Genomic DNA, 14,055 nt, shown 5'->3' on the forward strand with positions numbered 1-14,055 from the left:
ATTTTGTGAAAGATCTTGCCCATATGAAAAATCTGATTGCTGAGACGTTTATTAGTTGTTCATCAAAGATTAGCTTCGCAAGAAAATGGATTGAAACGTTTCTGAAAAATAAGTTAAAAATGTTAAGTTAACAACTATAAACAAACCTGAGCCTTCTTCTTTAACAATTGAGGATATATGCAGACAAATGAACCGAGATAAATTCTTAATCAGGCCTCCTTATCAGAGAGAAGAAGTCATAAACAAAGTAAAATCATCTGCATTAATTGAGAGTATTGTACTAGGCATAAAGTTACCACCTATCTTTATTTATAAAACAGATAGTGGACTCAATGAAGTCGTCGATGGGCAACAGAGAATTCTCTCTATTTTAGGATTTATCGATAAACAATTTACCGATGAAAATGGTAATAGAGTAAAATCAGAAAAAAATAATTTTAAATTAGAGAAACTTACGATTTTGTCCGATATGAATGGAAAAAAGTACACAGAATTAGATTCTAAAACTAAGGATAAAATATTAGATTTCAATTTAGCAGTTGTTTTCATTGAAGAAAAATTGAATCCGAACTTTAACAAAATTGATTTATTCATTAGACTGAATAACAAGCCGTACCCTATAAAAGACAATTCTTTCGAAATGTGGAATTCATATGTTGATAAACAGGTAATTAGTAGCATAAAGGAAAATGTGAAAACACACTCTTCATGGTTTTACTTAAAGATTTCCGAGTCAGATACTAGAATGGAAAACGAAGAATTATACACAGCTTTGGTTTATTTAGACTATAAAAAAGCTGATGAAGATGTAAAAGACCTAACAGCGGTCCCATTTTTGAGTATATATCAAAAAGAAAAGAATATCAATCTTAGGATAAAAGCAAAGCCAGATATTACAAGAATTCTTAATTCGGTAACTACAGAAGAAACAGATAAAATAAAATTCAATGCATCTATAAAAAACGTGGAATCGTTTATAAGAAAATTGAAGATTGTGTTATTGGATCAAGACATTCTGGATGATAAAAAAGACGATTATTTCAAAACAGAATTAAATAAATTGTTTAGTCCACATAGGCAGGTCCAGGGAACAAAAAGGACTACACAGAGTTTCTATTCATTATGGATTATTTTACATGATATCAATCTAGAAATGGTGAAAAAATATAGACAAGATATGAAAAAAGAAATATCTGACATATACTTAGGCATGCGGAACACAGAAGATACTACTGATATAGTCATGTTTTTTAGGGACAATGTTGCTCAATTTAAAGAAAAATACCAAACTGAAAGCAGAAGACTAAAATTAACAGAAGACCAAAAAATTAGCTTAATTACTGAACAGGGAAACACCTGTCCAATCTGTAAAAATGTCCTTTTTATAGGAGATGAAATTGAAGTTGATCATTGTAATCCTTTAGCATTAGGCGGTATAGATAGTTTTTCTAATCTACAGGTTGTACATAAAAATTGTAACCGGAAAAAAAAGGCAAAGCTAATTGATTAGTATATGAATACTGCATATTTTATTATAGGTTTGTTTATACTGGGTGCTTCATTCTAGCAAACGTCCAAAACTCACAAAGATAGGATAATAATGCAAAAATACCGTATAAATATTTATAGATGATTTTCATTGATATTCATATATATATAGGTGATAACAAATGGAAAACAAAAATGTCCAAAATGCGGTGAAAGTATGGGAATCATTAGTGAGTATTTGCGCCTTATGACTCCGATGAGGTTGGGGGGATGTCAGACGGAGAAATGAATGAATACTTCGCTGCAGAAATGTCTGGAGAATATGGTGAATTTGGTGTAAATGTGGTTGTTTACAAATGCCCCAAATGTGAAAACCATATGTCAATAGAATATTTATAGTGAAATGCTTTATTTTACTCGCCTAGAGTCACAAACAAAGGAAACGTTTCCAACAGCCCTTACAAAATTCTCTTTTTACTTATATACTATCTCTGTTTTATTCTACATCTCTGCACCCGTGGAAATTATTTCATATTATGCTGCATAACTGGTAAACAAAAGTGTGTATAAAACTTTTATACTAGGTGCATAGACATCTATTTGCATGAGTGAATCTTGTTCCACATGCACTTTTTTTAAGCCCACCGCAGTAACATATGGTTTTTGTAGACGCGAGTCTCCTGTTGCAAAGGTTGGGTTCCCGGTTGTTCCTTCCGATGAGTGGTGTGGAAAGCACGAGCCGAGGAGTAAAAAACAATGATAGAACAATACGCAACAGAAGGTGCAACCTTCTTAATGGGAATTGGTGCAGGTATAGTGATCCGTGCAAAGCTCTGGTGGAAGTCCAAGTCAACAGAAGAACGCAAGGCCCTTGTTTATGATGTCCTGCAGTCTCTAGAAGATGGTAAGATCACAGCATCCGAAGCAAAGAACATGATAAAGACCCACCTATGAGGCCTGCCATGGACCAATTCAACGCAGCCCGGGCAGAGCCTAGGAAGGCCCTCACATTGGTAGCATCCACGGGAGTCACCCGGGCGGATACCTCCACTTCGTTTGGTGGATACAAAAATTTTGACATCAGCAACAGGTTCAGGTACTACCAGGAACTGGCCGTTGCTTCTCCTCACGTTTCCACCAGCCTTATCAAACTGGGCCTGTCCTTGACGAAGGGAATGCACTTTGATGGAGATTCAGCTGCAGATGTGGACGAGTTTGAGATGTGGGGAACGCGAGTCAACTTCCTGGAACAGGTTCAGACACTGGCCAGACTGCTCTGCAGGGATGGTGTGTACCTGGCCCAGACATCAGGAGATGCTCCCGGATTCCGACTAGTACCTCTGCTAATGCCAGCAATCACCTTAGTCTCTGCCGAGGATCAGATAGGCAAAGGCAGCAAAGATATCATCACGCCACCTGTACTGAAAGTGGTGGTCAACGAGTCGGATGCATCGAAGCGGACTACTTTTGATATAGCAGACATCATCTATGGCACTTTTAATGCATGGGACGGTGTCCAGCGAGATGTCATGGGTCGGGATACTTTCGGAATCTATGGAACCTCTCTGCTGGACCCTATCGAGCTCCCTATCCGGAACCTGCTGAACATCAACCATGGGTATGTTTCCTTCGTGCAGAAATACGGCAATGGGCGCTATGTCTTCAATTTCGCATTGCTTGAGAAGCTCGTGGAACAGGAGATCATCTCTGTAGAGGATGCTCAGAAAGCAATCGATGCATGGCTTGAGGAGCACAAGAACCTGAAAGCTAACGAGGACATCGTTGGCGCCGGCATGAGCGTTGTCCCGATCGATGCGAATGGATCTCTGGATGTGATGGCCTTCAAAAAATCCCTTGAAACGGATATCCAGATCGGGCTCTTCCAAACACCACTGTCGATGGGTGACACTAAAGGCAGCACTTATGCAGCTGGCTATGTCTCCGAAGAGGACCGCATGGTTGTCCTGGAAGGCCTGCAGAAGGTTATCCAGAATATCGCTCAGCAGGCAATCGATAAAAGGCTGAAGCTGCTCGGGAAACCAGAAGGCAATCTCTGGATTGAATTTGAAGAGCTCAGTAAACCTAAGCTGGAATCCAGGGATGTCCTCGAGTGGTTCAACGTAGGTGTACTGTCAAAAGAGCAGCTGCTGGAATGGGGTGGATTTCCTGTAGAGGGGAAGAAATGAAACCTTACGCTCTACCTTTGATAGGCTTTGCTTGGATCGTGCTCATGGGTATTCTCGCAGTCTGTTTGCCATAATATGTCCCTGCTGAACTCTCACCAGATACGGAAAGCTGAGAACATGCTGATATCTCTTTTTAGCAGGGCCATCGAGAGATCTCTGAAGGTCCGCAGCCTGGACTATTCCAGGGAGATCCCCAGGAACATCCGGAGAGAGTTCGGATCCAGGACTTATGCTATGCAGCTGGATGGGATCCTAACGGAGATCATCAAGCAATCCTTGCTGTATGCCGATGGCCAGATGAAGGTACTATCAGCTGCAGGTGTGAACGAGTCCCATATCCTGACAAAGGAAACTGTAAGGTTGTCCACCGAGCTGGGCCAGAATGTGGCCGAGTCGATCATCCGGACACTCCAGGACGACAAGATCCATTACCAGCATCCCAACACCCTGGCAAGAGGCCTGATTGACCTATGGGACGGTGAGCGGTACAAGGCAGTCCGGTTCACGAGGACATTTACAGCAGATGTTGCCACTGCCACCACAGTTCACCGGTACCGGCAATATGGTGTCGAATACATGGAGTTCGATGCAGAGCTTGACGACAGGACAACGGACCAGTGCATAGCCCTCCATGGGACTATCTTTGACCTGTCAAAAGGTGATGTTGACATGTACCGTCCTCCGCTACATCACAGCTGCCGCAGTGGCCTTACTCCAATACCCATTACAGAAGAGATTGACAGGGACAAGCTGTTCGAGAACCGTGACTTCGGTGGCTTTGAGAAGGCTCTTGATGACATCGATACCTTCAATGAGAAATACAGGATTGACAAGTTTGTCCTGGACCAGGATATTTCAGCAAGGATCATGTCCGAGAAGGGCTTGAGTATCCCTGTTTCAACTACCGTTGAGAAAACGAACTCGGGACAGGGTATTGAGGCTATAGTAAGGAGCTACGAGGCAGAGATCAAGAACAAGCCATATGAGAACTGCTATGCCTTAGATTCGAATGGAAACATCGTCTTAGAGAAATCAGGAACAAGAAACCAGATAGAGATAACAGCTGCTGAGGGGCGCCTGCTCAGGGGGACGGTGTTCACTCACAATCACCCGGGTGGAAGTTCTTTCTCCATGGAGGATATCCAGACAGGATCCTACTTTGCAGTGCGTGAGATGCGAGCAACCGGTAAATACCGGACTTATGTGATGGGTATATCTGACGGGTCTAACCTCAACTATGCACTATGGCGGGAACGTGGGTATCGAACTTTCCAGGAAGCAAAATATGAAGTCATGGTTGACCATCAAAGAAAATATGCAGCTGGCTTATTAACTGAAGAAGAATCAACAAAAACATTCTGGCATGAAGTTTGGCGGAAAGTATCAAATATTATTCCTGAATATAAATATACGTGGATTGATGAACAATGACTGTTAGTGAGCCCCAAATGATAATCGATGATCGTTCCTTGGAAGAGATTATCATCAGCCCCACGTGTGGCAAATGTGTTCATTTACGGATAGGTGTCAGAGTTTCAGGGGTCAACACATGCGATGCTTTCCCGGAAGGTATCCCTGTAGAGATTTGGAAGGGCGCCAATGATCACAAAAAGCCTTATCCAGGCGACCATGGAATTCAGTTTGAGCCATTATGACATCCTATGGGATTTAAAAATGGTCCGGTACAACCATCTATTTTGAAGGCCGTGGAAATCCACAATCCATATATTGGTTAACAGCGTTAACTTATATGTGCCACATGGCGTGCATTATCCGTCAGCGACACCCACTGCAGCAATGCACGCCACAATTTACGTTGGCGAGGACATTTTTAGAACTATTGTGGATGATAAGGTACTATAGAACTCCTATATTCAATCGAATATTGAAAATAGTAGTATCCTATTGTGTATTACTATGGATTAATCCAAGTTTCCGATATTAATGTTGAGTTCTCCAAGTAGTACTCGAAAAGATCTTTAGCCCATTGACACGCTTTAGGGTTACAACAAAATATTTGGTTATAACTGTACTCATTCTTTTTAGAAAACAACTTCAAAACAAAGCAATTATCACTTAATGCTAAAGATAAAAATCCAATAGGCTCTTGATATAAATAAAATTTAGCCATCCCACTAATAATGAATTGTTTCAGTTCATCGTACCATTCATCTTTACATATTTGGAACAAATCCTTGTTCATTACAACTGAAATATTTACATTTTTTTCAACAAATTCAGAAATAATTGAAGGAAAACATGGGTGCACATAAGTAGCTATAAAGAACAGGGAACTTGATTCTTTAGCCATTTCAAGAAAATCCTTATTGATATCAAACATTTTGACCAAATTCGTTTCTATGATTTGACAAACTTTGATATCATTTATTCTATTCAAAAAATGAGGCGGTATGGAATCCAGATTATGTGTTTCCCAATAGTTTTTGTCAATGTTCATAACATCAGATGTATTTAAATTACGAACTATTTAGTCACATTCGTTGCTAAGAAGATGAATTAAATTCAGGTCAATCGGATATAATTCCATACTTCCTTTTTCAAAAATGTCCGAAACTATTGTTATATTTTCTTAAAACATGCTTGTAGGAAGTGACAGGGGTGCCGACAAGCACCCCTGCTATGGATATAGACCCATTGATGAGTGGGTCAAATTGGTTTGTGGCAAAATCTCAGTATAAATATTGAACTGATATTTACCTAATTACACTAATTAATAATACTATATAGTATAATTTAATGCCGTTTTTTAACACTTAATTGAATTGTAAGAAGCTATGATACTTTACTATAGAAGTGTGATATCAAAAAGAGCGCATGTTTAGCAGAAATGAGGCTTAAAATGATATTTTTTGCAAATACTGAAAATATTTCCGCAATCTTATATCGATTATAAGAAATGAGATTATTGTCTAGAGATTTATGAAAAAGTAGTAAAATAAGAAAATAATCTCTAAAATTATGTTGAAGAAAAATGTTATTTGTTAATAAAATATAGAAAAAGTTATAACTCTGTTACATAACATGAGTCTTTTAAGTAACATTCAAAAAGCTCTTTACCCCACTTAATCGCGCGGGGACTGTTGCATAAAAATTGTTTATGGTCGTAATTACCTTCACTGGTTAATAATCCTAAAAAAAGACATGAATCATTTAATATAAATGAGAATAAATGCATCTTGTGTGGATAAATGTAAAGTTTAACTTGTTTGTTGTTTACAAGTTTTTGTAATGATTCATATCTATCTCTCTTTAATTTCCTAAAAAGGCATGAATCAAATAGTAGAGATATATTTACCCCATGATCTATCAACTGTAAGAACAATTTGAGAAAACCTGGATAGAGCCCTGCCGCAGTGACATAGACAGAACTCGATAAAATGGATGTTTCATGAATCTCTTCATGGTAATCAAATATGTCTGAAAAATGAGGTTCGATTACTTTGTAAACCTCAATGTCATGCAAGCTTTTGATCAAATGTGGAGGGATAAAATCCAAATTTCTGTTACTGAAATAATTGTTTGCAGTGTCAATAAAACAATCTTTATGCAAAAAAGGTTTAGTAGACGCAAGAAATACCTTTCCTGCGCAGGTTATATTGTAAACTCTATTATCTTCAGTAATTAGATTGTGTTCCTTTAGTAATCTTATGTCACTAAGTAGTTTATCTCTGCTCATTCCTGCAGATATTATAAGGTCACTGTAATTTTTTGGCCCTTCATCTAAAAACAAGAGTAAATATTCACTCTTTGTAGATTCAATTACTTTTTGAAGTGAACTTTTTCTCATTAAAGTAATATCTCCTCTCACACGACCATTTTTAAGAAAACTGGTAAAAACTACTCTGAGATAAAGTTGACTTCCTCGGAAGTTATACCCATCTATTTCAAACTAATTATTGGGAGGGGACAGGGATGCAAGCAAGCATCCCTGTGTGGCTAAAACCTCAAGGAAGGTTTGAATTCTTGGGGAAAGATCTCTCCATATATGTAGCGAATTTCCCATGAGGGCTAAGCAATAATAATATATAGCATGATTTGGTGCCATCTTTCAACAGCCATGCTAATTGTAAAAGGCTATGATACTTTTCATGAGACACGTGGGTTTGAAAGGCAGGCATTTCCTGGCTCTGTGGAACTTCTCCATAATATAAAGTTTTTAGTGCCCATTAAATATATATCTTGTCAGTAAATAATTAAAACTAATGCATAGAGTCCAACGGAATAGTGCTCTTCAAAAACACGAACCTAATCTGCACTTTATTCTCAAGCACACACCTAATGCAATTGCCGTTTATGACGAAGACCTTCGATACATTGCTGTTAGTGACCGCTACCTTCAAGACTTTAATCTAAAGGAACGCGATATCATTGGCAAGCATCATTATGATATCTTCCCCGAACTGGCTGATAAATTGAGAGACATACATAAGAAATGTTTTTCGGGTTCAACAGAAAAAAATTATGAGGACTTTTTTGAAAAGCCGGACGGTTCAATCACATATAGTCGCTGGGAGTGTAGTCCATGGTACAGGGCAGATGGAGAGATTGGTGGCATAATCACATATATAGAGGACATAACTGAGCAGAAAAAGGCTCAGGATGAATTGAAAAAAAGGGAACAGCTTCTCAGCAATATATTAGAACTACTTCCAGTCGGTCTGTGGATTGCAGATAGCAATGGCAAGCTCCTCGGTGGAAATAAAAAGGGAGTTGAAATATGGGGTGCTGAGCCCAACGTGGATACTAAGGAATATGGGATCTTCAAAGCACGCGGGCTTCCTTCAGGAGAAGAGATAGCTCCAGATGACTGGGCACTCGCTCACACTATCAGAAAAGGAATTACTATTGTCGATGAGATGCTTGAAATAAAGGCCTTTGACGGAAAAAAGAAGATGATCTTGAACTATACTGCACCAGTGCTTGATGACCAGAACAAGATACAAGGAGCAATTATTGTAAATCAGGATATCACAGATTTAAAGCAAATTGAAAGCGATCTTCTAAAGAGCCAGGAAAGATTGTCTCTCGCCATGGACGCTGCAGAGTATGGTCTATGGGACATCGATTTGGACACGGAAGAGGTTTTTCTAAACACTCAGAGCCATAGAATACAAGGATATGAACCCGGAGAACTACCCACAACCATTGACTCCTATATGGAACTCTCACACCCCGATGACAGAGCTGCAGTTTACGATACAATACGCAGAAGTGTCGGCGAGTTAAAGCCTTTTCATATAGACTTTAGAATTAAGCACAAATCTGGTGAGTACACATGGGTTTCCAGTAAGGGTAAACCTATTGACGTCGATGCTGATGGTATACCCCATCGTATAATAGGTACCCAAGTCGATATAACTCCTCGCGTAAAAGCAGAGGAGGCCTTACTATATGCTAAACTCACCACCGACAATTCAAATCGTATCATGAACGAGATGCTGAAGAATATAACCCATGAACTCAAAACCCCACTTACAGCCGTTATTGGCTTCTCTGATGTTATATTAGAACAAAACTCAGAAAATCTCACTGAGAAGCAAAGGAAGTATATAGAAAATATCAATGAAGGCGGCCACCGTCTCCTATCTGTTATAAATAAAGTACTTGATTTTTCAAAATATAATTCAATTGGGATAGACCAACTTTCCCTACAACCGGTTAAAGTTCGTGAAGTGGTGTATGACACTGTAAATCTACTGGCAATAACTGCTTCTAAAAAAGGAGTGAAGGTGGATGTCAATGTTTCTCCCCATCTTCCTATAATATGGGCTGATGAGTACAAGATTACTGAAGTACTATACAACCTAATTGAAAACTCTATCAAGTTTTCAGGTACACAAGGCACAATAAAAGTTGAAGCTGAAAAATGGGGAAATGCAATTTTATTTTCCGTTTGTGATGATGGTATCGGTATTGCTAAAGAAAACCTCAACAAGATATTTGATCCTTTCATCCAGATAGATGGTTCTATTACAAGGAAATATGGCGGCACAGGGCTTGGGTTACCTTTGGCTAGAAGGTTTGTCGAGCTGCACGGTGGCAACATTTGGGTGGAAAGCGAACTTGAAAAAGGTAGCACATTTAGTTTTCAGATTCCTGCAGACTTAAAAATGGAAAAGGATGCCTAAACCTGTAAAGCCGCTCAGATATCTGTTATCAACACTGATTGCTGACGGTAATATTCAAAAAGTTCTTTCCCCCAATCAACAGCATCTGCAGTGTAGCAAACAAGTTGCTTATGGTCATAGGTTCCATCTTTACTTAGCAGCCTCATTGCGAGGCATGAATCGGTTACTTTGAAAGAAAGGAGCTGCATCTCTTCAGGACACACGTAAAGAGAAACCCGCTCATTTTTTATGATTTTTTGCAACCATTCGTGATTATCCCTTTTCGCTTTCTCAAAAAGGCTGGAGTCAAAGATAAGTAGTATATTTATTCCATTTTCTATCAGGTCAGAGTACATATCAGCAAAATTAGGATGAAGTGCAGCGGCTACCATAAAAAAAGATTGCGATGATAAGGACTTTTTATGAACGTCTTTATTGTAATCAAATATACTATGAAAATTGGGTCGGACCACCGTGCATAAATTTAAATGAGGCAGTTTTTTCAAGAGAGGGGGAGGAATAAAGTCCAAATTGATCTTCAGCCAGTATCCTTCCGCAGCGCGCATAAACTCTTCAATACGTAAAAGAGGCTTCAGTTTTTCAGAGATTAATTCCCCCAAAGTAGTAAGCCTATAAACATCATTTTCCGGAGTTACAAGATACCATCTTCGAAGTAATTCGATGTTAGTAAACACTTGTTTTTCAGTTTTTCCGAGGGATTCTATTAATTCCTCAAAACGTTTTGGACCGCCGTCCAGAAATAAAAGTAAACTCCTGTTTTCTTCAGATGCAATTATTGTCTGCAACGATATCCTTTCCATCAAACAAGTATGCCTCCACCCAAACAAGTTGTTTTTAAAAACAAGTTCATTAGAAGTTTTTCATGCGCATTTACAAGTACATGAGAATTTCACCTATACACTAGATGGAACATTTTTCACATACATATATATACCCTCTCTGAAAATCACGTTCCAACATTATTTTTAATTATATTAGTGCTACTTACTGGAGAATAATTATGCAGTAATATGTTAAATTATTCAATATCCACAACCTCATTCTCAAACTGCGATTTTTCACAAACACTTAGGGAAATCTATGCAATGAATGGGACTGAGTGTGTATAAACTTTATATAGTGGGTGCATTTATCCTTCAGTGCTAATGGTAATTATCGAAGGCACCGCCTTTCCATTAGACACTCTGAACAAAAACGGCTGGGGCGTACCTGCCTCCGAAGCAGACAGTGCTATCTCTTCTCTCAAAAACGCTGTCATTCGTGTATGCCCGCGAGATTCTCCCCACGGCTGCGACTATTCTGAGGATCCGAAAGCTGAGATCGGCAGGGTTCTTGATGCCTGGAAGGAAAACGACCGCATCAGGGCCCGCGCCGAGATTACTGATCCTGTAGCATCACAGAAGATATCAGAGGGCACCTGGCCCAAGAAATGGAGTGTCTACAGCAAAGCAGCTGCTCTGAAGAACGGCTGGGCTCACGGTGTCACCAACCGTTCCCTGACGCTTGTGACAAATCCTGCATGGGACGAATCAACGTGGGAAATAGCCGCATCTGACGACGGTCAGATTGGAATTCGATTTTTCGAACAATTTTCAATAGTAGCATCGGTAGATGATACCATGACTGAAAACAACACACCTCCAACCGGCGGGGTATCTCCTGCCGAGCTTGACAAGCAGATAGCTGACAAGCAGAAAGAGATCGACGACCTCAAGGCCTCCAATGGTACCTTGACCGAACAGATAACTACCCTCACCACTGAGGTTGAAGGGCTCAAAACCGTCGCAGCTTCCAAAGATGCTGAACTCTCTAGGCGCATTACAATGGAAGAGGCTCAGAAACTGATTGCATCTGCTATAGCTGCCGACAAAGAAGTAAGGGACAGAGAAGCAGTTCTTGAGAAGCTCACAGCTGCCAGGAAGGAGCTCAGCCTTGAGACCAGGCCTGAAGACTACAAGAACCTCACTGCTGCTGACCTCGAGAAGATGGTAGATGAGTTTGGCAAGATCAAGCTCTCAGCTGCAGCTCCGGTAAAGTATCCCAGTGCATCAGGCTCGGGAACAGTAGGAAGATGGGACAGCAAAAAAGGCGAATGGGTGGTGTAAAAGATGGCATATTCAGGCGTTGTCAAACCCAATAACAAAATTGTAGCCGGGGGCAATCCTCTGGTTCAGGAACTGAAAATTGAAACAGCTGCAAACATGTACCCAGGAAGGCTGGTCAAGAAAGGCACCAACGACGATGATATCGTGGTCAATACCGCGGGAGGTAACGCAGTAGGGTGGCTTGGATACGAGCAGACCAATCCAGTGTTCATGCCAACAGATGTAGATACCATCTATATCCAGAATGACATGGCAGCTGTTCTCAATGGTGGGCACTTTTATGTAGTTGGCAGACTGGCATCTGGCCAGAACGTAACCAAGGGCACTCCACTCGTGGGTGCTGCAAACGGTGAGCTTTCCGCCGCGACATCTCTTGTAATTGATTCTGGCGCTACCCCGGTTACATCCGGAGCAGCAAACGGAGCGATAGTCAGTGGTTCCATCCCAGACGAAGGACTTGTTGTTGCGATCGCACAGCAGTCCGTGGACGCATCCATTGCCGCAGCCGACATAGTAGTACTGAGTCTCATCTGAGGTGATCTCATGACAAACGCATTAGCAACATTTTCAAAAGAAATAGACATCAAGCTGGTTGAACCGCTGAGGAATGTGCTGAAGGGTAGAAAACTCGTGCACGTCACGCCTGAAATGGGATTCGGTATCACCTCCGTTGACTGGGGAAAGATTACCGACGTCAGTGACGGCCATGTATCTTATGGCTTCCGTGATGGGAACATAGACAAGATCGACGTTGCCCTCAACAACTCAAAAGTACCGGTCTACTGGAAGGACTACGCTGTGGACAGGCGCATATACGAGAGCTGGATGACCAAGAACATTGATGTCGATGCCGCATCTGCACTCTCAGCTGCATACAAGGCAGCAAAAGCAGAGGACACTGCTATCATCATGGGTGTAGCCAACGACGGCACAAACTATGATCTTAACGGCCTCTACCAGGGAGCTGGAAATGATTTCAGCACATCTGCAGACTTTGCTACCTTTGGCAAGGCCACAACTGCCCTGGCTGGAGCATACGAGCTCATGGATGACGATGGTATCCCGGTTGACAGCCTGCCATTCAACATGTGCCTGGCGAGCACCCAGTACCAGCAACTCATGTCAATCCGCAACACAAATGGACTGAGAGAAAAACAGGACATCATTGACATGCTTAATGGCGGAGAGATATTCTCCAGCAATGCCCTTACTGCAGGCACAGGGTTTGTAGCACCGACTGCAGCGGTAGGAGAACCATACATGGACTTCTACATGACCTCTGACTTCAGGACAGAGCACGGTGTGGACTCCAAGCACCCCGACACCGGCGATCTCAACGGGCGTGTCTACTCTGCAGGCATCCTGAGGATCAAGCAGAATGTAGCTATCTGCAAGCTGAGTAACATCTGAGGTGATACTCTGGTCCGTGCTCTGGTACTTGTGAGTCATCTGGCAATCGACCTCGAAGACAAGGATACGATGCTCAGGAAAGGGGACACATTTGAGTGTCCCCCGGAGAGGGTGAAGAAGCTCGGGAACTCTATCAGGGTCCTTGAAGATATCCCGCCTGCTGTTATCGAGGAAGAAGCGATCCCACCTGATGAGCCCAAGAAGCCCAAGAACAGAAAAACGGCGGTGTGATCCATGGACAAGCGCGTCGTAGTCGTATCTCTTGTACTGGTGGCTGCAATTGCTGGGGTATCTGTACTTCCTTCAGATGACCCAGCTAGCATGAACAAGACCATCACAGGCATCAATGGAACGAACTCCATTACTATGGTGTTCGATGCTGACAACACAACCATGCAGCTGTACGGATACGACGAGCTTGACCGGGAAACGTTCAGTGTTACATATATCATTCCGGAGAAATGACCATGGCACTCTGTACTGTGGATGATGTCAGGGCCCTTGTGGATCCCAAAACCCTCACCGATGATGATATCACTGGAATCATAACACATACAGAGAGCATCGTCACCCTCACAACTGGTGGAAGTTCGAGTTCTACTGATACAAGACTTGTTCTGGCCTGCACTCACCTGGCAGCTGCTATGACCCTGCAGAAGATGAAGTTCACAGGGGAGCTGGCTGCACAGCTCAAGATGGGAAGTGAAGCTCAGTACA

General features: G+C 41.4%; 16 protein-coding genes. 13 read left to right on the forward strand and 3 right to left on the reverse strand.

All coding sequences use genetic code 11. The annotated features are described in order from the left end of the window. The first annotated feature begins 175 nt into the window (after nt 1–175). From Q8J68_RS03835 to Q8J68_RS03860, 6 genes are all read left to right on the forward strand, one after another. Complete coding sequence (locus tag Q8J68_RS03835) at nt 176–1,510, forward strand: HNH endonuclease family protein (RefSeq protein WP_370867597.1); 1,335 nt, start codon at nt 176–178, stop codon at nt 1,508–1,510. Between the two features lie 248 nt (nt 1,511–1,758). Continuing rightward, nucleotides 1,759–1,887, forward strand: a complete 129-nt coding sequence (locus tag Q8J68_RS03840; protein WP_305310227.1) for a hypothetical protein — start codon at nt 1,759–1,761, stop codon at nt 1,885–1,887. 357 nt (nt 1,888–2,244) lie between these two features. Beyond that, nucleotides 2,245–2,442: a hypothetical protein gene (locus Q8J68_RS03845; protein ID WP_305310228.1), complete on the forward strand. Its 198-nt coding sequence runs from the start codon at nt 2,245–2,247 to the stop codon at nt 2,440–2,442. Nucleotides 2,443–2,450: 8 nt separating this feature from the next. Next, nucleotides 2,451–3,674, forward strand: a complete 1,224-nt coding sequence (locus Q8J68_RS03850; RefSeq protein ID WP_305310229.1) for a hypothetical protein — start codon at nt 2,451–2,453, stop codon at nt 3,672–3,674. Nucleotides 3,675–3,701: 27 nt separating this feature from the next. Then, nucleotides 3,702–5,105 carry a minor capsid protein gene (locus Q8J68_RS03855; RefSeq protein ID WP_305310230.1) on the forward strand — a complete coding sequence of 468 codons (1,404 nt, stop codon included), beginning with the start codon at nt 3,702–3,704 and terminating at the stop codon, nt 5,103–5,105. 17 nt (nt 5,106–5,122) lie between these two features. Then, on the forward strand, nt 5,123–5,329 hold the full coding sequence (locus Q8J68_RS03860; protein WP_305310231.1) for a hypothetical protein: 207 nt from the start codon (nt 5,123–5,125) through the stop codon (nt 5,327–5,329). Between the two features lie 260 nt (nt 5,330–5,589). On the opposite strand, the gene Q8J68_RS03865 is transcribed toward Q8J68_RS03860, so the two are convergent. Together Q8J68_RS03865 and Q8J68_RS03870 are read right to left on the reverse strand one after the other, a co-directional pair. Then, on the reverse strand, nt 5,590–6,132 hold the full coding sequence (locus Q8J68_RS03865; RefSeq protein ID WP_305310232.1) for a winged helix-turn-helix domain-containing protein: 543 nt from the start codon (nt 6,130–6,132) through the stop codon (nt 5,590–5,592). A 564-nt stretch (nt 6,133–6,696) separates the two neighbouring features. Then, nucleotides 6,697–7,482 (reverse strand): winged helix-turn-helix domain-containing protein, encoded by a 786-nt coding sequence (locus tag Q8J68_RS03870; protein ID WP_305310233.1) that lies wholly within the window; start codon nt 7,480–7,482, stop codon nt 6,697–6,699. A 415-nt stretch (nt 7,483–7,897) separates the two neighbouring features. On the opposite strand from Q8J68_RS03870, the gene Q8J68_RS03875 reads away from it, so the two are divergent. Then, on the forward strand, nt 7,898–9,823 hold the full coding sequence (locus tag Q8J68_RS03875) for a PAS domain-containing sensor histidine kinase (protein WP_305310234.1): 1,926 nt from the start codon (nt 7,898–7,900) through the stop codon (nt 9,821–9,823). Between the two features lie 14 nt (nt 9,824–9,837). Here the strand turns inward: Q8J68_RS03875 and Q8J68_RS03880 are convergent, their stop codons facing one another. After that, nucleotides 9,838–10,623 (reverse strand): winged helix-turn-helix domain-containing protein, encoded by a 786-nt coding sequence (locus Q8J68_RS03880; protein WP_305310235.1) that lies wholly within the window; start codon nt 10,621–10,623, stop codon nt 9,838–9,840. A gap of 345 nt (nt 10,624–10,968) precedes the next feature. On the opposite strand from Q8J68_RS03880, the gene Q8J68_RS03885 reads away from it, so the two are divergent. From Q8J68_RS03885 to Q8J68_RS03910, 6 genes are all read left to right on the forward strand, one after another. After that, the gene (locus Q8J68_RS03885; RefSeq protein WP_305310236.1) at nt 10,969–11,928 is read left to right on the forward strand and encodes a hypothetical protein; all 960 of its coding nucleotides are present in this window, start codon (nt 10,969–10,971) and stop codon (nt 11,926–11,928) included. A 3-nt stretch (nt 11,929–11,931) separates the two neighbouring features. Further along, the gene (locus Q8J68_RS03890; RefSeq protein WP_305310237.1) at nt 11,932–12,462 is read left to right on the forward strand and encodes a hypothetical protein; all 531 of its coding nucleotides are present in this window, start codon (nt 11,932–11,934) and stop codon (nt 12,460–12,462) included. A 9-nt stretch (nt 12,463–12,471) separates the two neighbouring features. Next, nucleotides 12,472–13,338 (forward strand): encapsulin, encoded by an 867-nt coding sequence (locus Q8J68_RS03895; protein ID WP_305310238.1) that lies wholly within the window; start codon nt 12,472–12,474, stop codon nt 13,336–13,338. A 30-nt stretch (nt 13,339–13,368) separates the two neighbouring features. Continuing rightward, the gene (locus tag Q8J68_RS03900; RefSeq protein ID WP_305310239.1) at nt 13,369–13,569 is read left to right on the forward strand and encodes a hypothetical protein; all 201 of its coding nucleotides are present in this window, start codon (nt 13,369–13,371) and stop codon (nt 13,567–13,569) included. Nucleotides 13,570–13,572: 3 nt separating this feature from the next. Beyond that, nucleotides 13,573–13,803 carry a hypothetical protein gene (locus Q8J68_RS03905; protein WP_305310240.1) on the forward strand — a complete coding sequence of 77 codons (231 nt, stop codon included), beginning with the start codon at nt 13,573–13,575 and terminating at the stop codon, nt 13,801–13,803. Between the two features lie 2 nt (nt 13,804–13,805). Continuing rightward, a partial coding sequence (locus Q8J68_RS03910; protein ID WP_305310241.1) for a hypothetical protein occupies nt 13,806–14,055 on the forward strand: 250 nt, incomplete at its 3' end.

Source organism: Methanolobus sp., assembly GCF_030682845.1.
Classification (GTDB): Archaea; Halobacteriota; Methanosarcinia; order Methanosarcinales; family Methanosarcinaceae; genus Methanolobus.

Bases quoted from the DNA above. Each gene is read 5' to 3' on its own strand.
- Q8J68_RS03840 (WP_305310227.1), top strand. From the start codon at position 1,759: ATGTCAGACGGAGAAATGAATGAATACTTCGCTGCAGAAATGTCTGGA.
- Q8J68_RS03845 (WP_305310228.1), top strand. From the start codon at position 2,245: ATGATAGAACAATACGCAACAGAAGGTGCAACCTTCTTAATGGGAATT.
- Q8J68_RS03850 (WP_305310229.1), top strand. From the start codon at position 2,451: ATGGACCAATTCAACGCAGCCCGGGCAGAGCCTAGGAAGGCCCTCACA.
- Q8J68_RS03860 (WP_305310231.1), top strand. From the start codon at position 5,123: ATGATAATCGATGATCGTTCCTTGGAAGAGATTATCATCAGCCCCACG.
- Q8J68_RS03865 (WP_305310232.1), bottom strand. From the start codon at position 6,132: ATGAACATTGACAAAAACTATTGGGAAACACATAATCTGGATTCCATA.
- Q8J68_RS03870 (WP_305310233.1), bottom strand. From the start codon at position 7,482: ATGAGAAAAAGTTCACTTCAAAAAGTAATTGAATCTACAAAGAGTGAA.
- Q8J68_RS03875 (WP_305310234.1), top strand. From the start codon at position 7,898: ATGCATAGAGTCCAACGGAATAGTGCTCTTCAAAAACACGAACCTAAT.
- Q8J68_RS03880 (WP_305310235.1), bottom strand. From the start codon at position 10,623: ATGGAAAGGATATCGTTGCAGACAATAATTGCATCTGAAGAAAACAGG.
- Q8J68_RS03885 (WP_305310236.1), top strand. From the start codon at position 10,969: ATGGTAATTATCGAAGGCACCGCCTTTCCATTAGACACTCTGAACAAA.
- Q8J68_RS03890 (WP_305310237.1), top strand. From the start codon at position 11,932: ATGGCATATTCAGGCGTTGTCAAACCCAATAACAAAATTGTAGCCGGG.
- Q8J68_RS03895 (WP_305310238.1), top strand. From the start codon at position 12,472: ATGACAAACGCATTAGCAACATTTTCAAAAGAAATAGACATCAAGCTG.
- Q8J68_RS03905 (WP_305310240.1), top strand. From the start codon at position 13,573: ATGGACAAGCGCGTCGTAGTCGTATCTCTTGTACTGGTGGCTGCAATT.